Annotated in this window: 22 protein-coding genes and 2 pseudogenes; 14 read left to right on the top strand and 10 right to left on the bottom strand. The window is 73.6% G+C overall.

Translation table 11 applies throughout. The features are described from left to right. Nucleotides 1-144: 144 nt before the first annotated feature. Both OG689_RS38020 and OG689_RS38015 read left to right on the top strand, forming a co-directional pair. Entirely contained in the window at nt 145-777 is a 633-nt protein-coding gene (locus tag OG689_RS38020) for a potassium channel family protein (RefSeq protein ID WP_266326119.1), read from the top strand. Nucleotides 778-903: 126 nt separating this feature from the next. Next, nucleotides 904-1,551, top strand: a complete 648-nt coding sequence (locus tag OG689_RS38015) for a GAP family protein (RefSeq protein WP_266326117.1) — start codon at nt 904-906, stop codon at nt 1,549-1,551. A 123-nt stretch (nt 1,552-1,674) separates the two neighbouring features. Here OG689_RS38015 and OG689_RS38010 read toward each other — a convergent pair whose 3' ends face one another. Next, on the bottom strand, nt 1,675-2,106 hold the full coding sequence (locus OG689_RS38010; protein WP_266326115.1) for a hypothetical protein: 432 nt from the start codon (nt 2,104-2,106) through the stop codon (nt 1,675-1,677). Between the two features lie 456 nt (nt 2,107-2,562). Here OG689_RS38010 and OG689_RS38005 point away from each other — a divergent pair, with 456 nt between their 5' ends. The 4 genes and pseudogenes from OG689_RS38005 to OG689_RS37990 all read left to right on the top strand — a co-directional run bounded on the left by OG689_RS38005 (nt 2,563) and on the right by OG689_RS37990 (nt 7,195). Then, on the top strand, nt 2,563-3,537 hold the full coding sequence (locus OG689_RS38005) for a formylglycine-generating enzyme family protein (RefSeq protein WP_266326113.1): 975 nt from the start codon (nt 2,563-2,565) through the stop codon (nt 3,535-3,537). Nucleotides 3,538-4,238: 701 nt separating this feature from the next. Continuing rightward, nucleotides 4,239-5,148: pseudogene (locus OG689_RS38000) on the top strand (sulfatase-like hydrolase/transferase). 20 nt (nt 5,149-5,168) lie between these two features. Further along, entirely contained in the window at nt 5,169-6,635 is a 1,467-nt protein-coding gene (locus OG689_RS37995) for a sulfatase-like hydrolase/transferase (protein WP_354536918.1), read from the top strand. A 26-nt stretch (nt 6,636-6,661) separates the two neighbouring features. Further along, nucleotides 6,662-7,195, top strand: coding sequence for a hypothetical protein (locus tag OG689_RS37990; RefSeq protein WP_266326110.1), 534 nt, complete (start codon nt 6,662-6,664; stop codon nt 7,193-7,195). A gap of 870 nt (nt 7,196-8,065) precedes the next feature. On the opposite strand, the gene OG689_RS37985 is transcribed toward OG689_RS37990, so the two are convergent. Together OG689_RS37985 and OG689_RS37980 are read right to left on the bottom strand one after the other, a co-directional pair. Then, complete coding sequence (locus OG689_RS37985; RefSeq protein ID WP_266326108.1) at nt 8,066-8,467, bottom strand: STAS domain-containing protein; 402 nt, start codon at nt 8,465-8,467, stop codon at nt 8,066-8,068. A gap of 189 nt (nt 8,468-8,656) precedes the next feature. Then, on the bottom strand, nt 8,657-9,211 hold the full coding sequence (locus tag OG689_RS37980) for a MarR family winged helix-turn-helix transcriptional regulator (RefSeq protein ID WP_266326106.1): 555 nt from the start codon (nt 9,209-9,211) through the stop codon (nt 8,657-8,659). An 80-nt stretch (nt 9,212-9,291) separates the two neighbouring features. Here OG689_RS37980 and OG689_RS37975 point away from each other — a divergent pair, with 80 nt between their 5' ends. Further along, nucleotides 9,292-10,485 carry a PP2C family protein-serine/threonine phosphatase gene (locus OG689_RS37975; protein WP_266326104.1) on the top strand — a complete coding sequence of 398 codons (1,194 nt, stop codon included), beginning with the start codon at nt 9,292-9,294 and terminating at the stop codon, nt 10,483-10,485. A 282-nt stretch (nt 10,486-10,767) separates the two neighbouring features. Here the strand turns inward: OG689_RS37975 and OG689_RS37970 are convergent, their stop codons facing one another. After that, the gene (locus OG689_RS37970) at nt 10,768-11,304 is read right to left on the bottom strand and encodes a GNAT family N-acetyltransferase (protein ID WP_266326102.1); all 537 of its coding nucleotides are present in this window, start codon (nt 11,302-11,304) and stop codon (nt 10,768-10,770) included. Nucleotides 11,305-11,405: 101 nt separating this feature from the next. Continuing rightward, nucleotides 11,406-12,191: an alpha/beta fold hydrolase gene (locus OG689_RS37965; protein ID WP_266326100.1), complete on the bottom strand. Its 786-nt coding sequence runs from the start codon at nt 12,189-12,191 to the stop codon at nt 11,406-11,408. 374 nt (nt 12,192-12,565) lie between these two features. Between OG689_RS37965 and OG689_RS37960 the strand changes: the two genes are divergently transcribed. From OG689_RS37960 to OG689_RS37945, 4 genes are all read left to right on the top strand, one after another. Further along, nucleotides 12,566-12,997: a VOC family protein gene (locus tag OG689_RS37960; protein WP_266326098.1), complete on the top strand. Its 432-nt coding sequence runs from the start codon at nt 12,566-12,568 to the stop codon at nt 12,995-12,997. 6 nt (nt 12,998-13,003) lie between these two features. Continuing rightward, on the top strand, nt 13,004-13,417 hold the full coding sequence (locus OG689_RS37955; RefSeq protein ID WP_266326096.1) for an MmcQ/YjbR family DNA-binding protein: 414 nt from the start codon (nt 13,004-13,006) through the stop codon (nt 13,415-13,417). A 231-nt stretch (nt 13,418-13,648) separates the two neighbouring features. After that, complete coding sequence (locus OG689_RS37950) at nt 13,649-14,365, top strand: hypothetical protein (RefSeq protein WP_266326094.1); 717 nt, start codon at nt 13,649-13,651, stop codon at nt 14,363-14,365. Between the two features lie 71 nt (nt 14,366-14,436). Continuing rightward, nucleotides 14,437-15,927 (top strand): bifunctional phosphatase PAP2/diacylglycerol kinase family protein, encoded by a 1,491-nt coding sequence (locus OG689_RS37945; protein ID WP_266326092.1) that lies wholly within the window; start codon nt 14,437-14,439, stop codon nt 15,925-15,927. A gap of 55 nt (nt 15,928-15,982) precedes the next feature. Here the strand turns inward: OG689_RS37945 and OG689_RS37940 are convergent, their stop codons facing one another. The 3 genes and pseudogenes from OG689_RS37940 to OG689_RS37930 form a co-directional block, all read right to left on the bottom strand. After that, a complete protein-coding gene (locus OG689_RS37940) occupies nt 15,983-18,319 on the bottom strand; it encodes a SpoIIE family protein phosphatase (protein ID WP_266326091.1) in 2,337 nt (778 codons plus the stop codon). A 348-nt stretch (nt 18,320-18,667) separates the two neighbouring features. After that, nucleotides 18,668-18,901: pseudogene (locus OG689_RS37935) on the bottom strand (DUF6296 family protein); the annotation flags it as partial. 232 nt (nt 18,902-19,133) lie between these two features. Beyond that, nucleotides 19,134-19,709 (bottom strand): TetR/AcrR family transcriptional regulator, encoded by a 576-nt coding sequence (locus tag OG689_RS37930; protein ID WP_266326089.1) that lies wholly within the window; start codon nt 19,707-19,709, stop codon nt 19,134-19,136. Nucleotides 19,710-19,779: 70 nt separating this feature from the next. On the opposite strand from OG689_RS37930, the gene OG689_RS37925 reads away from it, so the two are divergent. Beyond that, nucleotides 19,780-20,367, top strand: a complete 588-nt coding sequence (locus tag OG689_RS37925; RefSeq protein WP_266326087.1) for a dihydrofolate reductase family protein — start codon at nt 19,780-19,782, stop codon at nt 20,365-20,367. Nucleotides 20,368-20,485: 118 nt separating this feature from the next. On the opposite strand, the gene OG689_RS37920 is transcribed toward OG689_RS37925, so the two are convergent. Beyond that, nucleotides 20,486-21,691, bottom strand: a complete 1,206-nt coding sequence (locus OG689_RS37920; RefSeq protein ID WP_266326085.1) for a mechanosensitive ion channel domain-containing protein — start codon at nt 21,689-21,691, stop codon at nt 20,486-20,488. A 190-nt stretch (nt 21,692-21,881) separates the two neighbouring features. Further along, a complete protein-coding gene (locus tag OG689_RS37915) occupies nt 21,882-22,694 on the bottom strand; it encodes an alpha/beta fold hydrolase (protein WP_266326083.1) in 813 nt (270 codons plus the stop codon). A 256-nt stretch (nt 22,695-22,950) separates the two neighbouring features. Between OG689_RS37915 and OG689_RS37910 the strand changes: the two genes are divergently transcribed. After that, entirely contained in the window at nt 22,951-23,094 is a 144-nt protein-coding gene (locus OG689_RS37910; RefSeq protein ID WP_266326081.1) for a hypothetical protein, read from the top strand. A 192-nt stretch (nt 23,095-23,286) separates the two neighbouring features. After that, entirely contained in the window at nt 23,287-23,460 is a 174-nt protein-coding gene (locus OG689_RS37905; protein ID WP_266326079.1) for a CsbD family protein, read from the top strand. Nucleotides 23,461-23,544: the final 84 nt, after the last annotated feature.

The following is a 23,544-nucleotide window of genomic DNA, read 5'->3' as shown; positions in this document are numbered from 1 at the left end:
GCGGCGGGTCCGCCCGGCCCCGGGCACGCTGGGCCGACCGGGTGGTCTGCACCGCCGCAGAGGTCTCGGCGAGCGGCTTACCGGCGCCTGTCCTGCATCGTGGTGTGCATGGCGTTTCCTCGGTTGACGTGGTGGTCCTGACTGGTGGGCGACGGGATGGTGGGGCCGGACCTTCAGGACCTTCCCCGGCGGAAGCGGCGCCGACTCCTGCTGCGCGCACTGCTACGACCGCTGCTGACCACCGTCGGTCTGGTGACGGCCTACTACCTGATCCCCATGGACAAGCCCTACGGCGCCGCGACGGTGCTGGGCCTCGTGCTCGGTCTGCTGGCGGTGTCCGCCCTCCTCGTGTGGCAGACCCGGTCGGTCAGCCGGTCCCCGTACCCGAGGCTGCGGGCCGTCGAGGCGCTGGCTGCCGTCTTCCCCTCGCTCATCCTGCTCTTCGCCACAAGCTACTTCCTCCTGGAGCGGAGCCAGTCGGGATCCTTCACCGAGTCCTTGTCCCGCACGGACGCCGTGTACTTCACGGTCACGGTCTTCTCCACGGTGGGCTTCGGCGACATCGCCCCCAGAACAGGGGTGGCAAGGACCACCGTCGTCTTTCAGATGCTCGCGGACGTACTCCTGATCGGGGTCATCGCCCACGTCATGCTGGAGGCCGTGCGCAGGGGCCTCGACCGGCGTGTGCGGCCCGGAGGCCCGCAGCCCGATGCCGGCCTGCCGTCGTCGGACAGGCCGGGTGACCCGGCGGACGACGACCCCGGACCGTCCGCATGACCGCCGCGCCACCGGCGCGCCGTTGCCGCGGAGGAGTCACTCCGCCTGCCGGCCTACCGTTCCGACGCAGGACCGCGCCCACTGCCCGGCACCACGCGTGTCCGGAAATCCCGAAGGTGGCTGACGATGGTCCTTGAGCTCATGGTGATCGGTCTGGCGATCACGCTCGAACCGCTGCCGCTCATCGCCTTCGTCCTGCTGCTGTCGGCCGATCGGGGAGTCCGCAAAGGCCTGGCGTTCCTCCTTGCCTGGCTGACGTGCCTGGTCGTGGTGATCGCCGCGGTGCTGCTGTTGACCGGAGGTCAGCCTCCCGCCAGGAATTCGGCCTCGTCGACGGCCGCCCTGGTGGTCAAGCTGGTGGTGGGCATCGGCCTGATCGCCTACGGCGAGCACAAGCGGCGCCGCGTCAAGGTGCGGCACGAACGGAAGACCCCCAAGTGGCAAAGGCACCTGGACCAGGCCAATTCATGGTCGGCGGCCGGAGTCGCGGTGCTCCTCCAGCCCTGGGGGCTGGTGGCCGCCGGCGCGGCCGCGGTGGTCCAGGCGGATCTGTCCGACTCCGCCACCTGGTTCGCCCTGTTCGCCTTCTGCCTCCTGGCGGCGTCGAGTCAGCTGGTGATGGAGCTCTACACCACATTCGCCCCGAGTGCTGCCGAGGTCGGGCTGGAGCGGCTGCGCCGGTGGATCGTCGACCACCAGGAGCCGGCGATCGTCGTGCTCTCGCTCCTGGTCGGCTTCTGGTTGGTGGGCGAGAGCCTCTCGCAGCTCGTCTGAGTCGGCGATGCCGAGGCGGGATCGCGGTGTCGTTCCCCTCGACGGGCGCCGTGCCTGTCGAGGGGAACGACTCGCGGGCGGCGCAGCGCCGCCGGTCCCGCACGGCGGGCCGGCGGCGGCAGATCAGACCCGCCACGAGCTTCTGGTCGTTCCGGCGCAGAGAGCCCAGATGACGAAGACGTCGATGGCGATCAGCACGATGGCCCAGAACGGGTAGTAGGGCAGCCACAGGAAGTTCGCGATCATCCCCAACCCGGCGACGACGACACCGACGGCGCGTGCCCAGACGGCCCCGGTGAAGAGGGCCAGGCCGGCCAGCACGATGACGATGCCCAGGATGAGGTGGATCCAGCCCCAGCCGGTGGTGTTCATCTGGTAGGCGTAGTTACGGGTGACGACGATCAGGTCGTCCTTGGCGATGGCGGCTATCCCCTCGAATATGGCCATCGCGCCGCCGAAGATCATGAGCACTGCGGCAAATACGGTCCAGCCGGTCGCGAACGGCCGCCGGGAATCCTGAGCATCCGTCGCTGTCCCGCTGACATTGCTGGCCATGTTCGGGCTCCTTCGAGAACAACCTCGTCGCCCATCCGGCGACCTGGTCGGAGACTCCACATCCAGGCTGCCATGACGGCAGCCAGGATGCCTCTCCGGGGCTTTCGCCTCCATGTCGATCGGGGCCGCCCCTCGGAGCCGGCCACCGGGAACCTGACTGCGGACGCCGCCCCCGCCGGTGGTGCCGCCCGGTGCGCGAGCCTTCCCGGCCTTCCGGACGGTTCGTCAGGTCTGCCGGCGGACAACGACATTGAGAATCCTCACGGGTCGCCCGGCGCCCGGTCACGCAGCCCGGCGACAAACCGCCGTCCCGTCGCCTCTCCCGGACAGCGCCCTCACCCCAGGCGCCTCGGCCGTGCGACGGCCCCGGACTGCGCCGGCCGGTCCGATGTGCGAGGAATGGAGCATGAACGAGCTGGACTCCTACGGTCACCAGGAAACGGAGAAACCGAGCAGATGACACTGAGCATCCCCTCCTGCTGCGCGCCGGGCCGCCGCCCGGAGGGGTCCGGGGAGTCGGATCCGCCCGGGCTGTCGGCACCACCGGTCGCACAGTCGGGCGCGGCCCCGGCCGGTCCGCGGCCTGTCCGGCTGGACGGCGGCTGGTTCCGCATGGGCAGCGACGACGCGCTCGCCTACCCCGAGGACGGTGAGGGCCCGGTGCGACGGGTGCGGGTCGGCCCGTTCGCCATCGACGCGCACTGCGTCAGCAACGCCCGCTTCGCCTCGTTCGTGGCCGCCACCGGACACGTCACCGATGCCGAGAGCTACGGGGCGTCGTTCGTCTTCGGCGGCCTCCTGCCCGACGACTTCCCGCCCACCCGGGCGGTCGCCGCCGCTCCGTGGTGGCGGGAGGTGCTCGGCGCCGACTGGCGGCATCCGTTCGGCCCCGCTTCCGACCGCGGCGGGCGCGCGACGCACCCTGTGGTGCACGTCTCGTGGAACGACGCCCTCGCCTACTGCTCCTGGGCCGGCCGACGGCTTCCGACGGAGGCCGAATGGGAGTACGCCGCCCGCGGTGGGCTCGAACAGGAGCCCTTTCCGTGGGGCGGCGACCTCCGCCCCGGCGGCCGGCACCGCATGAACGTCTGGAACGGTTCCTTCCCAGGCCACAACACCCTTGAGGACGGCTACCTCGGTACCTGCCCCGTGGACGCGTTCCCCCCGAACGGCTACGGCCTCCACAACATGACCGGCAACGTCTGGGAGTGGACAGCCGACTGCTTCCACGCCGTCCGCCACGCCACCGGCGGGCGAGACGCCCCGGGCGCCCCGGCAGCCGGCCCCCCGCGTGCCCTTCGCGGTGGCTCCTACCTCTGCCACGCCTCGTACTGCCGCCGCTACCGGGTCTCCGCGCGGATGGCCAACACCCCCGACTCCTCCACCGGCAACATCGGCTTCCGCTGCGCGGGCGACCCGGCCGCTCGATGAGCGGCCCGGACACCACCGTCCGCGACGCCGCGCCCACCACGGCTGCATCACCTCGCATCGGTTGTCCGAACCGGCCGCCCGCCCTGGGTCACGGATCAGCGCCGGTCCCGGCGGTCGTCCCGGCGATCCTCGCGCCGGTCCCTGCGGCGGCCGACGCCAGCCTTGCACGGTGCCTGTGGGCCCACATCCCGTCCCAAGTTCCATCCCGGGTACGGCAGATGTCGTCCACCTCGACCGCGGACCTGCCGTGAACAGCACATCCGCGTGGGGCCGGCGACCGGTCCCTGCCACCGGGCGGACAATGGTGAAGTCGCCGTCATCGCCGGCAACGACATCTCGGGCCCGCCACGCCCACGGCTGAGCCGGACGCCAGGTCCTCCCCCCACCCCGAACAGGCCGGCGCGCGGGCGGAGACAGCCCGATCACCTCGGCTTCCCGCAGTCCGGTACCGGAGTCAGCGGGAGGGCTTGCGCCCACGGGGAGACAAGACGGCCCACCCCGTCAAGTACCCGACGCCGCAGGCGGGGACGGAACAGGGACAACGGCGCGGGGCGGGCAACGACACAAGAGAGCATCAGAACTCAGCCGTCCAAGGCCGGTCACGGTTCGGCCGCCGCCGACAACGGTGCCGGGGACTCGGGACGGGCTTCCTGCCCCCGTGCCCTCGACGCTGACGGTTGTGAACGGGAAGTAGGACAACGATGAGCGAGCTCGACCGCACGAAGCTTCCGATACGCAGGCCGGCGTTCCAAGGAGTGAGTAACAGGACACTCGACGGATCGAGGCCGGACTGGGACCTCATCGGGCACCCGGAGCCCCCGGAAGGGGCCCCGAATGTCGTGGTGGTGCTGATCGACGACGCCGGCTTCGGCAACCCGAGCACGTTCGGTGGTCCCATCAACACCCCACGGTTCACCCAGATGGCCGAGGCGGGGTTGCGATACAACCGGTTCCACCACGGCGCTCTGCTCCCCGACCCGAGCGGCGCTGCTCACCGGGCGCAACAGTCACACGGTGGGCTTCGGCTCGATCGGCGAGCTCTCCAGCGGCTTCCCCGGCTACACGGCGATCGTGCCGCGGGACTGCACGCCTTGGCCGAGGGTCCTGACGGAGAACGGCTACAGCACCGCGGCGTTCGGCAAGTGGCACCTCACCCCCGACGGTGACCAGGGACCGGCCGGACCGTTCGCCCGCTGGCCGAACGGCTGGGGCTTCGACTACTTCTACGGGTTCCTGGGTGGTGACGCCGGCCAGTGGGATCCCTGCCTCGCCGAGAACCAGAAGATCATCGGTACCCCGGAGGGCTTCTACGACAAGGAGAACCCCTACTATCTGCCGGACGACATGGCCGACAAGACCATCGAGTGGCTCCACGGGGTCCGGGCGCAGGACGCCGCCAAACCGTTCTTCGTCTACTTCGCGACCGGTTGCAGCCACGCCCCGCACCACGTGGCCTCCGAATGGGCGGACAAGTACAAGGGCAAGTTCGACCAGGGCTGGGACCGGCTTCGGGAGGAGGTCTTCGCCCGGCAGAAGGAACTGGGCGTGATCCCTGCCGAAACGCAACTGACGGCGCCTTCCCCGCATGGGACGACATCTCCGACCGGCTGAAGGCGTACTACGCCCGTCAGATGGAGGTCTACGCGGGATTCTCGGAGAACGCCGACCACAACGTCGGCCGGGTCATCGACGCGATCGACGAACTCGGCGAACTCGACAACACGCTGATCATCTGGGTCTGGGGTGACAACGGGGCCAGCATGGAGGGCACCGTCACCGGCTCGTTCAACGAGATGACGATGCAGAACGGCATCCCGCTCAGCGACGAGATGCAGCTTCAACTGGCCGAGCGCTACGGCGGCATCGAGGCCTGGGGCTCACAGCTCATGGATCCGCACTACTCCGCGGCGTGGGCGTGGGCGGGCAACACTCCGTTCAAGTGGGGCAAGCAGGTCGGGTCCCACCTGGGCGGGACGCGTGACCCGATGGTCGTCCACTGGCCGGCGCGGATCACGGACCCGGGCGCGCTGCGCTCGCAGTTCACCCACGTCATCGACATCGGTCCGACGATCCTGGACGTCCTCGGGATCCCGGCCCCCTCGCATGTCGACGGTATCGAGCAGGAGCCGCTGCACGGTGTGACCTTCGCGGAGTCGCTGTTCGCCGCGGCCGCCCCGGAACGGCACGCGCAGCAGTACTTCGAGAGCATCGGCAACCGTGCCATGTACAAGGACGGCTGGTGGCTGGCGATGAAGACCGAGCGCATCCCTTGGGTGGTCACACCCGAGGCGCTCAAGCCGTACGCGCCCGGCGTCTGGAACCCGGACGACGACCCGACCGAGCTCTACTACCTGCCTGACGACTTCAGCCAGGCGCACGACCTCGCCGCGGATCACCCCGAGAAGGTGAGAGAGTTGAGGGAGCTCTTCTGGCAGGAGGCGGAGAAGTACAAGGTGCTCCCGCTGCTCGCCACGCTCTCCGCGTTCTTCGGCATCCTCCCGCCGCGGCCGGATCTGGACCACTTCGAGTACCGGGGAGACGTCCAGAACGTCATGTCGGGGATGATCCCGCGCATCTACAACCACTCGTACACGATCAGCGCCGACCTGATGGTCCCGCCCGAGGGGGCCGAAGGCGTGATCGTGGCCGAGGCCGACCATCTGGGCGGGTTCTCGCTCTTCGTCCAGGACGGCAGACTCACCCACACCTACTCGATGATGGGCGTGTTCGTCTACCGGCAGCAGGCCGACGTGCGGCTGCCGGCGGGTGAGGTGAACGTGCGCATGGAGTTCGTGGCCGATGCGCCCAAGCCCGCCACCGGCGGGCAGGTCACCCTGCTGGTCAACGGCGAGGCCGTCGCCACCGGCCGGATGGACCACACCGTCCCGATCCGTTTCTCTGCCTACGCCGGCATGGACATCGGCCGTGACAACGGCGGAGTCGTCGACCTCAGCTACGAGGACAAGAAGCCCTTCGCCTTCACCGGCACCGTCAGGAAGGTCACGTTCGACATCACGTCGCACCCGTCGGCCGAGGACGAGGACGCGCTGCACACGGCTGCCCACCATGGGCACGCCGGGCACGGACTCTCGGCGTGAGGAACGTTCGGAGCTGAGGAGGACCGATGAAGTTCGACGACGAGACGATCGATGTCCTGATCGGCGGTTACATGTCGAAGGAGGCCGCCAAGGAGGACTACGAGGCGGTCCTGGCCGGCGGCGGGTACCTGCACGGGGCGGTGGTCGTGAGCAAGGGCCTCGACGGCGACCTGTCGGTGGAGGAGACCGATCACATGGTTCGCGAGGGCGCAGCGGGCCTGGGCTCCGTCGGGTTCGTGGTCGGGCTGTTCGCGCCGCCTCTGCTCGCCGCGACCGCGGTCGGCGCAGCGATCGGCGCCGGGGCCGGCAAGCTCCTGTCGCACAAGACCTCCGCCAAGCTGGGGGAACAGGCCGGGGCCACCATCCCGCTCGGAGGCGCGGGACTGGTCGTCGCCTACCCGCACTCGGCGGCCGGAAAGATCGAACCGGCAGTGACCCGCGCCGTGAGGAAGGCGGTCGGTGAAGCCGAGGGTCACCACGTACAGGCCCTGAAGGGTGCGATCGCCGAGGCGCAGCAGAAGATGACCGAGGAGGATCCCGACGCTCCGGGGAGTACGTGACACGAGGTGCTGGTGGCCGGCCCGGAGCGCCGGCCCCGGACCCCGTCGAGGGCGAACGACCGCAGGGTTGGCGCATCACACCGTGTAGGAGAGGGCATGGCAACGCTTCCTCACCGTCCGCGGACGGCACAAGACGATCTGGGTACGGCGCTGGCCGCGGTCGAGACGGCGTACCGGCGCCTGACGGCTGCTCCCCGGCCGGACCCGGACTCCTCGCTCGATCTCCAGTGTCGGGCACGTGAACTGACCGAAGCAGCGCTGCAGTTGTCCGACGACGTACCGCACACGCGGCACGCGCGGATCAGGCGTCGCTGCGCGGGCGCCGACCGCGGCGTCCGATGGATCCTGCGGCACAGTCACTGACGAGCCGCTCGCCCACCTGTCCCCGCGGGTCCGCCGGCCGGACCGGCACGCGACGACCGCGGGGGCGTGTCGACATCAGGTCCGCGCCGGCCCCGGAGGAGGTCCGGCGCGGACTGCTGCCGGCGCAGGCCGCGGTCGCCGCACCGGTGTGCGAGGCGCCGGAGGTGCTGCGGGCGGCGGCTCGGAGCCGCATGGATCCGTCACCACCGGCACACGTCGTGGCCCGAGGTTCGACCGCCCCGGCAGCGGCGGATATTCACACGAATCTTCCGGCTCCGACCGGACAGATGAACTCTGTCAGCATCGCGGGCCACCGACCGAGGAGATCTCCGATGAGCAGGGGCGACACGATCGAGAACACCGGTGACACGGGCGCCGTGGGGCAGGCGGGCGATGACTTCCAGGGCGCGCTCGAACGCTGACCGGCCGGCCGCACGCCACCACGATTGCGCCGCTCCCGGGGCCGCCGTAGCCGATGCACCCCGGAGCCCGCGCCTCTCCGGGCCGTCAGTGGTCCGCCCCGACGCGGGCACGGTCGGTGCGGGCCGGATCGGCAGGCACCGCGGGCGGCGTCGCCGGGAGGCCGAGCGCGCCCCCGGTGCCACTGAGGGCCGCCAGACGCACCAGCATGGGCGGAGGATTCTCCAGATGGAAGACGGCATGTGCACCGACGATCCGCTGCCGGGCCCGCAGCAGGCCGCCCAGGCCCGCGCAGTCGCAGAAGGAGAGGCCTCGGACGTCGAAGATGACGATGCGGGTCCGGGCGAGCAGCGACTGGCGGACGGTCTCCTCGACCTGCGGGACGGTGTCCATGTCGAGCTCACCGGACAGTTCGATGTAGGCGACGCTCGCGCCGGCGCTGACCTGCACCGTCAGGTCGCCCGGTGCCGTGCTGGGTCGTTCGGCCATGACGGCCTCCCTTCACCGGGCGGTGCGCAGCGCGCGGCCCGGTACCGCGAACTGCGGCACAGGGCTACCCTAGAGGCAACATTTGCTTTTCGACAACAATCCACCCTCGACAACAATTGGCTGGCCGCGCGGGAACGACCGCCCGGACGGCTGCGACGCGCGATGGACGGGACCGGGGCACGCCGGCGGTCAGGCGCTCCGGGCGGACCCGATGCCGCGCACGCCCTCGGCCACGGCCGTGGGTCCGGCCCCGGCCGGTTCCGTGCCTGTGCCTGCCCCGGGGGCCATCTCCGCGGCCGTGCCCAGCGCGGCGGCGCGGAAGGACCTCAGCCCGGACAGCAGGGCACGGCGGTCCGCCTCGGGCATGTGCTGGAGGATCCCTTCCAGGGACTGCTGCCGGCCCGCGCGCAGGCCGGCGAGAAATGTCCGTCCGGCGGGCGTGAGGCGCAGTTCGAGCTCACGCCGGCTGGCCGCGCTGGCGGTGCGCTGCACCAGGCCGATCGCCTCCAACCGGTCGCACAGCCTGCTCGCCGAGGAGGGGCGGGAGTCCAGCGTCTCGGTGAGGGTGCGCAGGTTGATGCCGTCGTGGGCCTCCAGGACGTAGAGCACCCGCAGCTGCGACACCGACACCGGCGCGGCGACGAGATCGCGGCCGCCGCCCCAGAGCACCTCCAGGAGTTCCACCACGGAGGACGCGACGGCTGCGTCGTCCGGGCGGCCCGGCAGCGGGGAGACTTTGTCCATGTAGCCCATCTTGACATCTGCACCACCGCAGAAGACACCCGTCGGCCGGCCGGCCGGCGCTCGAACGGGAGGACAGACGATTGACGGCCGACCTGTCGGCGGTCGAGCGCGCCCTGCGCACCGCCGCACCGTACGCCCTGCTGGACGCCGTACGCGCCTCACTGACCGGTCTGTACGACGTCCAGCAGGTCGAACTGCTCCTTGCCGACTACAGCCTGACCGTGCTGCAGCCCGTCACGGAACTGCCCCGGACGGCCCCGGCGCTCCCGGTGCACACCACCGCCCCCGGCCGCGCCTTCGGATCGCAGAGGCCGTTCGCCGAACCCGGGGCCGCCGAGGGCCGGACCGTGCTGCACCTGCCGGTGACCGTCCGGGGAGACCGCCTGGGGGTCCTGAGCGTCGGGCTCGACCGCACCGCCCTCACGCCGGCCGTGCAGGCCGAGCTGTGGGAGGTCGCCGAGATGCTCGGCTACCACATCGTCGTGGCGGAACGCGACACCGACCTCTACCTCCAGGCCCGCCGCAAGAACCGCCTCACCCTGGCCGCCGAGATGCAGTGGCAGCTCCTGCCGGCGCGTGCTTGCACCCGCAACGAGTACGCCATCGGCGGTCAGCTCGAACCGGCCTACGCGATCCACGGCGACAACTTCGACTGGTCCGGCACCGAGGACCGCCTCACCCTGACCGTCACCAACGGCATGGGTGAAGGCATCGAGGCGTCCCTGCTCACCAACCTCGTCATCAACGCCCTGCGCAATGCCCGCCGGGCCGGTGTGGACATCGCCGACCAGGCGGCGCTGGCGGACCAGGCCGTGTACGGGCAGTACCGCGGCGAGGCCCATGTCTCCGTCCTCCTGCTGGAGTTCCATCTCGACACCGGCCTGGTGGAGATCGTCGACGCGGGCTCGCCCCGGCTGTTCCGGCTCCGCGCGGGCTCGGTCGAGCACATCCCGTTCGAGGCGCAGCTGCCGCTCGGTCTCGCCGACGACACCCCGTACGAGGCGCAGCGCATCCGGGTCGAGCGAGGCGACCGGTTGATCTTCGTCAGCGACGGCGTCCACGCGGTCGCCTCCAGGGCGGGTGAGCTCTACGGCGAGCGCGCCCTGGCCAGGGCCATCCTGGGGACCCGGTTGCTGCCCGCGGCCGAGGTGCCCCGCGCCGTCCTGACCGAGCTCGTCAGGCACCGCGACGACGACGCCCTGGACGACGCCCTGGTCGTCTGCCTCGACTGGTACGGCCGCCATCCGTCGCCCGCCGACGCCTTGCCCGCCTGAGTGGGCGCGGCCGCGGACGAACCGGTGACGGGCGAGCCCTGATCCGGCCCGTCGGGGCCGACCCGCAGGCGGGAGCACGTGCAGCCGCCCGGCGGACCGGTTCGCCGAGCTGCCGGCCGGGCCGGGCTCGACAGCTACCGGAAGCTTGGAACGTCCCGACGCGGCACTCAGGGACGTCGTCACGCGGCAGGCCTGACAGCGGTGGCCCGTTGCCGGGCGCGCATCACCGGCCCCACCAGACCATGGGCCCCCCTCCGGGGCGTCCGTGCCCGGCCCCGCCGCTCAGACGCCGGCCGGTTCGGCGGGCGCGAGCTCCTTGCCGTACCAGACCTCCGCGTAGGGGCCGCTGCTGTAGGCCGGGATCTCGGCGTAGCCGTGCCGGCTGTAGAGCGCGCGGGCCTCGACCAGGTCCAGCCTGGTGTCCAGCACGATCCGGCGGGCACCGAGCCCCCGGGCCGCCTCGTCCACGGCGGCCAGCAGCCGGGCTCCGCCGCCCGTACCGCGCACCTCGGACCGGACGAACACCCGGGTCAGCTCGACCGTGCCGGCGTCCCGCACCCGCAGGCCCGCGCAGGACTGCGGCCGGCCGCCGTGACGGCCGACCAGGAACAGCCCGGTGGGCGGCGCGAGGTCGTCGCTCGGGAAGGCCGCCAGCCCCTCCTCGATCTCGTCGGGGGTGGAGACCCGCCCCTGGTGGTGCAGGAAGTAGCGGTCGCTGACGTCGATCAGGTAGTCGCGGAGCAGCGCGGCCGCCTCCGGCGAGGTGACGGTGGCCGGGGCGACGGCCCAGGTCGGTGGGGTGGCGGTGCCGAGGGTCATACCGGACATTGTCGTCGGCGTCGGATGATCTTGCCAGGGAATTTCCGGCGCCCCGGACGCCGCCCCGGACACGGCCGCGTCCTGCCTCGCGGACGAGCCCGTCAGCCCGTCCGGCCCGGGGCGGCCGGCGCCGCCGCGAGGTCGCGCCGGATCCGGTCGGCGATCTCCTCCCAGGCCTCGGCCAGGTAGAAGTGCCCGCCGGGGAAGACCTGCACCCGGGCGCCCGCCGAGGTGTGCTCCGACCAGGCCTCGGCCTCGGCGACGCCGACCCTCGGGTCGGCGTCCCCCACCAGCACGGTGACCGGTGTGGCGACGGTGGCGCCCGGCGGGCAGCGGTAGGTCTCGACCGCCCGGTAGTCGGCCCGGACGCCCGGCAGGACCAGCGCACGCAGCTCCGGGTCGGCGAGCGCCCCGGGGGTGGTGCCCTGCAGGGCCTCGATCTCCGCCACCAGGGCGTCGTCGTCCAGCAGGTGGACCCGGTCGTCCCTGGTCCGGGACGGCGCCCGGCGGCCGGAGGCGAACAGGGCGAGCGGCGGCCGGCCCGCGCCGGCCTCCAGCCGCCGGGCCACCTCGAAGCCCAGCACCGCGCCCATGCTGTGCCCGAACAGGGCCAGCGGGCCGCCCGACCAGGGGCGCAGCGCGGCGGCGACCCGGTCGGCCAGCGTCCCGATGTCCTCCACCACCGGTTCGTGCCAACGGTCCTGCCGCCCCGGGTACTGGATCGCGAGCACCTCGATGTCGGGGGCGAGCAGCGCCGACAGCCGCAGGTAGAAGTTGGCCGAGCCGCCCGCGTGCGGCAGGCAGACCAGCTTCAGCCGGCTCGTCGGCGCCGGGTGGAAGCGCCTGATCCAGCGCGCTCCGTCGTCGGTGCTGCCCGTCGTGCTCATCCGGTGCCGTCCGCCCCTCGTCGTCCTTGGTCCGGCCTGCTCCTGCTGCCGGCCGGCTGCCCCTGGCCCGCGTGCGTCCGGCCGGCGTGGGCCGCGCCGCCAGGGCTTGGCCCGCCGCCGTCGCCGTCAACGCGGGACCGTACCGAGGATATCGGCGTCACCCGCCCGGTCCACCCCTGTTCCACCGCTCGGGCACCCCTGACCGTCGGCCCCCCTACCGCGCGGCCACCCCTACCGCGCGGCCACCCGGGTGAGGCGCGCCCCGGCGGCGGGTCGCCGGCGCCGACCCGGGGCCGCCGGGGGCGGGAGACTGGTCGGACAGGCGCCGCCGGCCGAGGACCGGGCGCCCCACCCGGACCGGAGGCGCACCGATCATGACCGACCCGACGCCCGCACCGCAGGTGTGGCCCTCACTGCGGGCGAGCGACGCCCGCGCCCTGATCCGCTTCCTGGTCGAAGCCTTCGGCTTCGAGGAGACGGCCGTGTACGGCGAGGGCGACCGCGTCGACCACGCGCAGCTCAGCTGGCCGGAGGGCGGCGGCGTGATGCTCGGCTCCACCCGGCCGACGGACGAGGCCGACCGGTGGCCGTTGCGGCCGGGCCACTTCGGCGCGTACGTGGTGACCTCCGACCCGGACGCCGTGCACGCCCGCGCCGTCGCGGCCGGCGCCGAGGTGGTCGACGGGCTGCACGAGACCGACTACGGCTCCCGGGACTTCGCCGTCCGCGACCCGGAGGGCAACCACTGGTCCTTCGGCACCTACCGCGGTGAGCCGCGCAAGTCGCCGCCGCCGGCGGCGGGCTGACCGGCCGTGCCGCCGAAGGAACCCCCCGTCGGACGGCCGGTCGACCCCACGGCCGGGCCGCCGGCCGCGCTGGAGCGGCTGCGCACGCTCTGCCTGGCGCTGCCCGGCTGCGAGGAGCGGGTGAGCCACGGGGAGCCCAGCTGGTTCGCCGGCGGCAGGCGGATGTTCGTCACCTTCGCCGACCACCACCACGACGACCGCACCGCCTGCTGGACGGCCGCGCCGGCCGGCGTCCAGGAACACCTGGTGGCCACCGACCCCGAGCGGTTCTTCCGCCCGCCGTACGTGGGCCACCGCGGCTGGGTCGGGGTGTACCTGGACCGGCCGGTGGACTGGCCGCACCTGGCCGACCTGCTGCTGGAGGCCTACCGCCTCACCGCCCCGGCCCGGCTGCGCGCCGCCCTCGACGAGCAGGCCTGACGGGCACGGCCGGCGGACGCTCCCGGCTGACGGCTCGTCGCGTCGGCCGGGCGGGCCGACCGTTCGCGGGCTGACGGGCCGTCCGCCGGCGGTGCGGGAGTGCGGCGGTCACGGTTGGGTGACCTTCCGCCCCGGGAAGTGGATCACCCTTTCGGCGCAGTCCCCGGGACCGATAGGTTGCGGCCTTCACCGCTTCCACCGGCCCCGGCCGGACCAGTCCGAAGGATCACGTTGTCCACTCCGCCCATCCAGGCCTTCCCCGGCGCCGAGCAGCACCACACCGCACCCGAGGGAGGCGGGGCGCCCTGGACCGCCCCCGGCCCGTACTGCCGCTTCTGCGGCTCGGTGCCCGCCGTGGAGGCCACCATCCGCGGCCACCAGGGCTTCCTGGTCATCATGAAGTTCCTCAAGCTCAAGGGCCCGTTCTGCAAGCCCTGCGGTGTGGCCGTGCACCGCAGGATGACGGCGGACAGCCTCTGGCAGGGCTGGTGGGGCCTCGCCTCCGCAGTGATCAACCCGGTCACCATGCTGATCAACCTGCCCCAGCGAGCGAAGATCAACAAGCTGGGCGAGCCCGTGCCCGGCGCCCCCGGGCAGCCCGCGGACCCGGGCAAGCCGCTGTACAGGCGCCCGGCGATCCTCGGCCTGCTGGTCCCCGTCGTCGCGGTCGGCCTGATCGCCTTCCAGGCCGGGCGGGACCCGTCCTACGCCGACGTCGGCGACTGCGTGCACAACAAGAACGTGATCACCACGGGCGTCGAGGACACCCACCCGGACGTGGTGGTGCTCTCCTGCTCCGACCCGGACGCCGACGCCCGGATCGTCGGCAAGGTGTCCGGCACCGCGAACGGTGACAGCGCCTGCGCGGCGTACGCCGACTCCGACGGCTACTACACCGAGGAGCAGGGCTCGACACGGTTCACCCTCTGCCTGCGCTTCCTGAAGTAGGCCGCGCGGCGGGGTCGCGCCGGGTGATGTCGCACAGGCCTGCCTGCGGGGATCCGGGGTAGCCTCCGGCCATGGCGACCCTGGACGCGATGGACCGTGCACTGTTCGACCGGGTGGCGACAGCCCGGCTGCCCGGGCTGCACCCGTGGCTGCCCCGGCTGAGCCGGGCAGCCGACCACGGCGTGCTGTGGCAGGCCTCGGCGGCCGCGCTGGCCGCGTTCGGCGGCCGGACCGGGCGGCGGGCCGCCCTGCGCGGCGTGGGTGCGCTGGCGCTGGCCTCCGCCGTGGCCAACGTCGCGACCAAGCACCTGACCCGGCGGCCACGACCGGTGCTGGAGCAGGTGCCGCTGACCCGGCAGCTCCTCCGGCAGCCGTTCACCACCTCCTTCCCGTCCGGCCATTCCGCCTCGGCGGCGGCCTTCGCGGTCGGGGTGGCGATCGAATCCCCGCTGCTGGGGGCGCTGGTGGCGCCGGTGGCGGGCGCGGTGGCGCTCTCCCGGGTGTACGTGGGGGTGCACTACCCCGGTGACGTGCTGGCCGGGGTGGCGCTCGGCGCCGGCGCGGCCGCGCTCACCCTGCGCTGGTGGCCCCGGCACGTGGCCGCGACCGTCCCGGCCGCGCCGCCGCGGGTGGCCGTCCCCGCGCTGCCCGGCGGCACCGGCCTCTGCGTGGTCGTCAACACCGGGTCGGGCGGCGGCAACGGCAACGGCGACGGGCCGGACCCGACGGCCGCCGAGCTGAGCGCGCTGCTGCCCGGGGCGGACGTCCGGCTGTTCGGCCCCGAGGACGACCTGGCCAAGCTGCTGGAGTCGGCCGCCGACGATGCGGCGGGCCGGGGCGGCGCGCTCGGCGTGTGCGGCGGCGACGGCACGGTCAACCTGGCCGCCTCGGTCGCCGCCGCCCGCGGCCTGCCGCTCGCGGTCTTCCCCGGCGGCACGCTCAACCACTTCGCGGTGGACCTGGGCATCAACTCGCTGCGCGCCACCGCCGAGGCGGTGGAGGGCGGCCACGCCTGCGCGGTCGACCTCGGGCTGGCCGCCGACGACGGCCGGCAACGAGTCTTCGTGAACACCTTCAGCCTGGGCGTCTACCCCGAACTCGTCCGTCTGCGGGAGAAGCTGGAGGGCCGGATCGGCAAGTGGCCGGCCCTGGCGGTCTCGGTGCTGCGGGTGCTCGCGACGGCCGAGCCGGTGGAGGTCGAGGTCTCGGGCGTACCGCGCCGGCTCTGGCTGCTGTTCGCGGGCAACGGCGCCTACGACCCGCCCGGCTTCGCGCCCACCCGCCGCGCGGGGCTGGCCGACGGACTGCTGGACGTCCGGACGGTGGACGGCAGCAGCCCGTTCGCCCGGACCAGGCTCGCCGGCGCGTTCCTGTCCGGCACCATGGGACGCTCCCGGGTCTACCGGGCGGCCCGGCTCTCCGGCCTGGAGGTGACCTCGCTCGGGTCGGCCCGGCGGATCTCGGTGGACGGCGAGTCGGTGCCGGCCCACGGCCGCCTGCTCCTGGCCAAGGCCCGCGCCGGGCTGACGGTGTACCGGCCGGCGGAGCCCGACCCGGCCTGACCGGCGCGCGGATGCGCCGGCGCCGGCCTGAGCACCCCTCCGGCCGGGCCCGCACTCAGGCCGGCGCGCCGTCGGCGGGGATCTCCGGGAACGGCTGCTCCGACCAGATCGTCTTGCCGGACCGGGTGTAGCGGCTGCCCCAGCGGCTGGACACCTGGGCGACCAGGAACAGCCCGCGGCCACCCTCCTCGGTGGCGAGCGCCCGGCGCATCCTGGGCTGGGTGCTGCTCGGGTCGGACACCTCGCAGATCAGCACGCCGGCCCGGATCAGCCGCAGCCCGACCGGCCCGCCCGCGTAGCGGACGGCGTTGGTGACCAGCTCGCTCACCACCAGCTCGGTCGGGAACACCAACTCGTCCAGGCCCCAGACGGCGAGCTGACCCGCGACCAGCTGCCGGGCCCGGGAGACCTCCTGCGGGTCGGCCGCCAGCTGCCAGGTCGCGGTGTCCTGCGCCTCCACCGTGCGGGTCCGGGCCAGCAGCAGGGTGACGTCGTCCGGCAGCCGGCCCGGCGTCAGTGCGGCGGTCACGTCCCGGCCGACGTCCTTCAGCGGGCGGCGCAGCACGTCCGCCTTGAGCAGCCGGGCCCGGAGGTCGGCCATGCCCTCGTCCAGGTCGTCGTCGCCGCATTCGACCAGACCGTCCGTGAAGAGCGCCAGCACGCTGCCGCGCTCCACCTCGAACTCCACCGGTTCGAAGGGCAGGCCGCCCACCCCGAGCGGCGGGCCCGGGTTCAGCTCGACGTACTCGAAGCTGCCGTCCGGGCGGATCACGGCCGGCGGCGGGTGGCCCGCGCTGGCCAGCACGCAGGTGCTGGAGACCGGGTCGTAGACGGCGTACAGGCAGGTCGCGCCGATCGCGTCGGGGGCGCCGCGCTCCTCGCGGTGCGGGGCGTCCTCCTCGTCCGGGTCGCCCAGCGCCTCGACGGTGAGCTGGGAGACCAGGTCGTCGAGGTGGCTCAGCAGTTCCTCCGGGTCGACGTCGAGGTCGGCCAGCGCGCGGACGGCGGTGCGCAGGCGTCCCATCGTGGCGGTGGCCTGCAGGCCGTGGCCGACCACGTCGCCGACCACCAGGGCGACCCGGGCGGAGGAGAGCGGGATGACGTCGAACCAGTCGCCGCCGACCCCGCCGGCGGCGTCGGTGGGCAGGTAGATGCTGTCGGTCTGGGCCGCGACGGTGTCGCTCGCCGCCGGCGGGAGCAGGCTGCGCTGCAGGCTGACCGCGGCCCGGTGCTCGCGGGTGTAGCGGCGGGCGTTGTCGGCGGCCAGCGCCGCGCGGCTGGCGATCTCCTCCAGCAGCGACTGGTTCTCCCCGTCGAACGGGGGGCGCTCCGGCCCGCGCCAGACGGTGACGGTGCCGAGGTAGCCGCCCCGGGCCCGCATCGGGGCGCTGATCGGCGGCCGGCTGCCCGGCCCGGGATCGGTCCCGGCGGTGGCGGTGCGGCGCAGCGAGGCGGGCCGCTCGTGCTCGGCGGCGGGCTCGTCCCCGGTGAGCACGGCCGTGGTGATGTCGATCGCGGCGGCGTCGGCCAGGGCCGGCACCAGGACGTGGACCAGGTCCTCGGTGATCCGGGTGACGGACAGCGAGCCGCCGAGGGCGACCGTCGAGGCGTGCAGCACCTCCAGGCGGCGCCGGGCCCGGTCGAAGTCGGTCATGTCGGTGAAGGCGATGGTGACGCCGAGCGGCGGCCCCTGGGGTTCCTGCAGGCGGAACGCGGTGAACATCATCACCCGCCCGTCGCCGAAGTCGTCGAGGGTCCGCACCCGGGTCTCCATGCCGAAGCGCGGCACGCCGGTGTCCAGCACCTCCCGCAGGTGGACGTTGATCGAGTGCGCGTCCTCGGGCTGGAGGAGGTCCTCCATCCGGAACCCGGTCAGGTCCTCGGGCACGCCGGTGTAGGGCAGGAGGTGGGAGTTGGTGCGCAGCAGGCGCAGGTTCTCGTCGAAGACGGCCAGGCCGATCCGGTCCTGCAGGAACAGCTCCTGGGTGAAGGCGTGGTCCTGGCGCCACTTGGAGACCAGGGCGGTCGGCGCGCCGAGGACGAGCAGGCGTCCGGCGTCGACCGGCTGCTGCCCTGCCGTGGCGGCGCCGGCGCCGTCGTCCAGCGGCATCACCCGGAAGTCGACCTCCAGCTCGCCGTCCCGGCCGTGCCGGAGCATGACCCGTCCCACCCAGGACGGCCCGTCGTCGCGCTGCTCCAACACGGTGGCCCACTGCTCGGGGTCGGAGAGCAGCTCGCGGACGGGCCGGCCGCACACCTCGGGAGCGGCGAGCCCGAGCATCCGCTCGGCCTCCGCGGACCAGCCCAGCACCGTCCCGTCCGCCGCGTCGACCAGGACCCCGGCGGTGCTCTCGGTGGCGAAAGGCGACTGGTAGCCGTCCGAGCCGCGCATATGTTCACACCTCACTCCGCACCGGATACCCCCATCATCCGATGCTTCGCGGCTGTCAGCACGGTGTGACCGGTGACCGGCCGGCCCGCCACGGTCCGTGCCCGGCCGCACCGCCGCGGCCGGGCGGTGCGGCCACCGGGTGCGGCCACGGGGTTCGGCGGGGCGGACGACCCGCGGGCTCCCCCGGGGCCCGCAGGTGCTCAACCGCTGCTCAGCCGCTGCTCAGCCGGTCGGTACGCCCTCCCGGACGACGGGACGGCTCGACCCGGCACTGATCCGCCGACCGTGCTCGCCGTCCTGGCCGAGGCCGGGCTCGCGCTCCCGGGGCGCGACGGCCTGCCCGGCCCGGCGGACCCGCACCGGCGAGGTGAGCAACTGGTGCGCCCCGGTGGCCAGCATCCGGGCCTCACCGCGGTCGCTTATCTCGGCGCAGACGATCCCGGTGGCGTCCAGGTAGACGGGGTGCCCGCCCGGGCCGGTGAGGGCGCTGCGGCGGACCACCACCGCGTCCGGCGCGCCGCCGGGGGCGGGCGCGGCGAAGAGGAGTTCGAAGCCGTCGAGGTCGTACCGGTCGTTGCTCAAGTGTTCTCCCTGGGGGCTGGGCAGCTCGGAGCGGCGGGCACCGCCGCCGTCGGGCGGGGGCCTCTGCCGCGGCCCCGCCTACCCCGGATCCCGGCGGCCATGCCCCCGACCGGCGGAAATCACCCGCACGGCCCGGCCCGGGCGGTGTCCGGCGGGGCGCCGGGCGCCGAGCGGGCGGTTCACCCGGCACCTGCGGTCGACCGACCGGGCCGGGCGCCCCCGGCCCGGCGGGTCACGGCCCCACGATGCGTTCGACCGCGGCCTGCACCAGCTGCTCGCGCTCGGCCTCCGAGAAGACGCCGGGCAGGGTGAGCTGTTCGACGATGAGCCAGTTGAACGCCAGGTACAGCAGCCGGACGGCGGTCGCGTCGCCGGGCAGGCCGGACTCCTCGTGGTAGGCCACGTTGGCGTCGACGTCGGCCCGGACCCGTTCGGTCAGCACCGCGCGCAGCTCGGGGCGCCGGGTGGCTTCGAGGCGCAGCTCCAGCAGCGCCAGGTAGCCGGTACGGAACCCGCTGATCCGGCCGACCGTCTCGCGCATCAGCAGCGCGTACGTCTCCCGGTCCGGGGTGGCCGCCCGCTGCCGCGCGACGGTCGCCTCGTCCGGCTGGAGCCGTTCGTAGACCCGGGCCCCGGCCTGGGTCAGCAGGTCGTCGCGGTTGGCGAAGTAGTTGGAGGCCGTGCCGGCGGGCACGGCGGCCTCCGCGTCCACCGCCCGGAAGGTCAGCCCGCGGGCGCCCTCCTCGGCCAGCACCTCGATAGCGGCGTCGACGAGGGCGGCCCGCCGCTCGGCATTCCTGCGCGCCATTGACACCACTCCATCCGTAGTACTACAGTCACACCACTTCAATCAGAGTACTACAAACGGAGTCAACTGCATGCGGAAGCTCGTGTACTACGTCGCCGTCACCCTCGACGGATACATCGCCGGCCCCGGCGGCGAGTACGACTTCTTCCCGCTCGGCGACGAGAAGCAGGCCGCCGCCTACGCCGAGTGGACCAACGCCCGCTACCCGGAGACGCTGCCCACCTTCCTGCGCGCCGCCAACGGCCTGGCGGACGCCCCCAACCAGCGCTTCGACACCGTCCTGATGGGTCTCGGCAGCTACCTCCCCGGCCTGCAGGCGGGCTTCACCAGCCCGTACGCCCACCTGCGCCAGTACGTCGTGTCGAGCACGCTCGCACCCGACACCGACCCGGCGGTCACCGTGGTCGGCGCCGACCCGCTCGCCCTGGTCCGCGAGCTCAAGCAGGAGGAGGGCCAGGACATCTGGCTCTGCGGCGGCGGCCTGCTCGCCGGCGCGCTGCTGCCCGAGATCGACGAGCTGATCATCAAGAGCTACCCCGTGGTCGCGGGAGCCGGGATCCCGGTCTTCAACGGGGACTTCGGCCCCACGCTCTTCCAGGTCACCGACCGCGCCTCCTTCGACAACGACGTCACGATCACATGGTTCGCCCGGCGGTGAAGCGGTCGGCGGCCGGGTCCCGGCGACGGGACCGGCCCGCCGACGGGCAGTGCACGGGCCGCCTCCGGCCGAACGCGCGGCCGGAGGCGGCCCGTGACCGCCAGGTCCCCACCCGGCGCTACCCGCCCTCCACCCGGCCCGCGCGGGACCGGGGCCGACCGGCCGCCGGCCCGTCGGGCGCACCGGCCTGAGGGCCGACATGCGGACGGGTGCGGTGCCCGCCGGACGGGGACTCCCCGCCCGGTGCGTGAGGTCCGTCCCCGGGCTTCCCCGGGTGGTCGTCGGCCCGCCCGGCGGCGTCTGCCAGGGCGACCTTGGGCAGGGCGTACGGGTGATGCTCGCGCAGATAGCCGATCAGCTCCTCCCGGGCCCAGCAGCGCAGCTCGAAGGCGTCCTCGCCGTTGCGCGCCGTCATCAGCAGCCGGACCACCACCGTGGTCGCGGTGGTGTCCACCACCTGCAGCGCCCAGCCCTCGCCGTCCCAGCGCTCGTTGCCCGCCAGCCGGCGCGCGAACTCCGCCCGGAGCTCGGCGACCGGCGTGCTGTGGTCCAGGTGGAGCACTGCCGTCCCGGTGATCCCGGAGCCACCGCGGGACCAGTTCTCGAAGGGCTTGCCGGCGAAGTACGAGACCGGCATCACGATCCGCCGCTGGTCCCAGGTGGCGATCACCACGGAGGTCAGGGTGATCTCCTCGACCGTCCCCCACTCCCCCGCGACGACCACCACGTCCCCGATCCGGACCATGTCCCCGAAGGCCAGCTGGATCCCGGCGAAGAGGTTGGCCAGCGTGCTCTGGGCCGCGACACCGACCACCAGGCCCACCAGCCCCGCCGAGGCCAGCAGGCTGGTGCCGACCGCCCGAACGGCGGGGAAGGTCATCAGGACGGCGGCCAGGGTCACCACCGCGATGCCCGCGTCGCAGATCCGGCCCATCAACCCGGCCTGGGTCCGGACCCGCCGGATCCGCGCCGGGTCGCGCCGGTCGGTGGCATAGCTGCGCAGGCCGGTGTCGATCAGCAGCGAGACCACCCGGGCCGTCAACCAGCCGCAGCTCACCAGGACGGCCAGCAGGAGGGCGTGCCGCGCCACCGGGCGTACGCCGTCCGCCAGCCGCATGGCCGGCTCGCCGGTGAGCAGCAGGACGGCGACCGCCGCCGCCAGGAACGGCACCCGGCAGCGGCGCAGCAGCGGCCAGAGGACGGAGGCCGGGCGTCTCGCGGCGAACCGTCCGAGGGCCCGGTCCATCAGCCGGTCGAGCCCCAGGACCACCACCAGGACCATGACCACCACGGCCAGCGGGCGCACCACACTCCAGATCTGCACGGGTCAGTCTCCTCCGGTCCCCCTCGTCACAGCCGCCAGGCCCCGGGAGGGGACCCGGGGCCTGGGCGATCGGCCGCTGCTCGGTGGCGCGGCCGCACACCCCTCGTCTGCCCCGGCCCCGGGCGGTAAACCTCGGGCGGTCGGCGGCCCGGGAGGAACCGCGAGGGCCGGGGCACCCGGTGCTGCCGGGTCAGCGCCCCGCCGGCACGCCGAGCATGTCGAGGATCAGCTGCGCGACCTGTGCGGGCTGCTCGGTGACCACCAGGTGGCCGGAGTCCGACACGGTGACCAGCCTGATGTTCGGACCGGCCTCCAGTGCGCGCCGCTCGTGCTCGGTGAGCCCGATCTCCGTGCGGTCCCCCCGGACGATCCAGGCCCGGGCCCCCGACGCGCACAGCCGGGCCGCCAGCGATCCCTGGCGGTCCAGGTACGCGAAGTACTGCCGGACCAGGCGGCGGCAGACCCCGGGGGCGTTGTTCCGCAGGTCCGCGGAGAGGGCCGCCCGGCGCCCGGGCGGGAAACTGTCGTCCATCGTCCGGGGCACCAGCTTGAGCATGACCGCCCAGGCCAGGGCGCCGAGGCCGGGCACCCGGCCGATCCGGTCGAGCGTCGCCAGGTCCTTGGCCTCGTCCTCGCGGGAGAAGCTCGGGTCCAGCAGCAGCACCGGACCGCCGAACTCGCCGGCGATCGCCATCTCCATCGCGACGTTCGCGCCGAGGCTGTGTCCGGCCACCAGGTCGCAGCCGAGCTCGGCGGCCAGGCCGCCCAGCAGCCGGGCGTAGTTCTCGACCGAGAGGTCCTCGGGGGTGGCGGTGCGGCCGAAGCCGGGCAGGGTCACGGCCACCACGGCGACGCCCGCCTCGGCCAGCACCGGCTGGGAGGTCACGTCCTCGAGGAACACCGTCGTGCAGAGACCGCCCGGCAGCAGCAGCACCCGGTGGGCGGCGCCGGGCGGGCCGAACCGGTGGATGTCCCAGCCGTCGAACTCGCTCCTCGCGTCCATCCGCCCGCCTTTCGTCCCGGTGCCCGGCCCGTCCACCCGGTCGGCCGGCGCGCTCCTCCTCGGAAGTCAACCGAGGCCGGTCCGGATCCGCATCCGGGACGGGCCGGACGGTCCAGGTACGGTGCGCCGGCGGCCTTGCCCGGCGCCGGGCCCGGCGAATCCGTTAGGGGCCCGCGCCGCCCGGGTAGGCGCCTTGGTGAGAGCCGCCGGCCGGCCCCGGCCGGGCGGCGGCCGCAGGAACCAGGAGGGACCCGCGATGAGCATTCACGCCCCCTCGGACCCGGACACCGGGCCCTGCCCCGCCTCGGGCCTGCCGCCGGGCCCGGACCTGCCGGACCCGCTGCCGCCGCCCGTCCCGCCGAAGCCCGACCCCGACCCGGCCCCGCCGCCCACGCCGTAGCCGGGCGGGGCGGCCGCCTGGGCGCGGCGGGCAGCGGGCAGCGGGCAGCGGGCAGCGGGCAGCGGGCAGCGGGAAACACCTGTACACGAAGAAACCCCCGGCGGAGCGGCGCATGGAACCGGGGAAGCCGGGCAGGCGCCTCCCCGGGCGGGTGGACCACCCCCGGCCGCCGCCCGTCGAGAGGAGTACGCCATGGGTATGAAGGACAAGGCCGAGAACCTCGCCGAGAAGGCCGGCGGCAAGGCCAAGGAGACCGTCGGCAGGGCCACCGACGATCCCGGTCTGCAGGCCGAGGGCAAGGGCACCCAGATCAAGAGCGACCTCAAGCAGGCGGTCGAGAAGATCAAGGACGCCGGCCGGCACTGACCCCGCCGACGGGTGCCGGCCCGGCCACCGATCTTCCTGGTGGCCGGGCCGGCACCCGTCGGCGGGAGGCCGGGCACACCCTCG

Origin of the sequence: Kitasatospora sp. NBC_00240, assembly GCF_026342405.1 — a bacterium.
GTDB lineage: Bacteria > Actinomycetota > Actinomycetes > Streptomycetales > Streptomycetaceae > Kitasatospora.
Note: the sequence above shows the minus strand (reverse complement) of the source record. Positions and strands in the feature narration are given on the sequence as shown.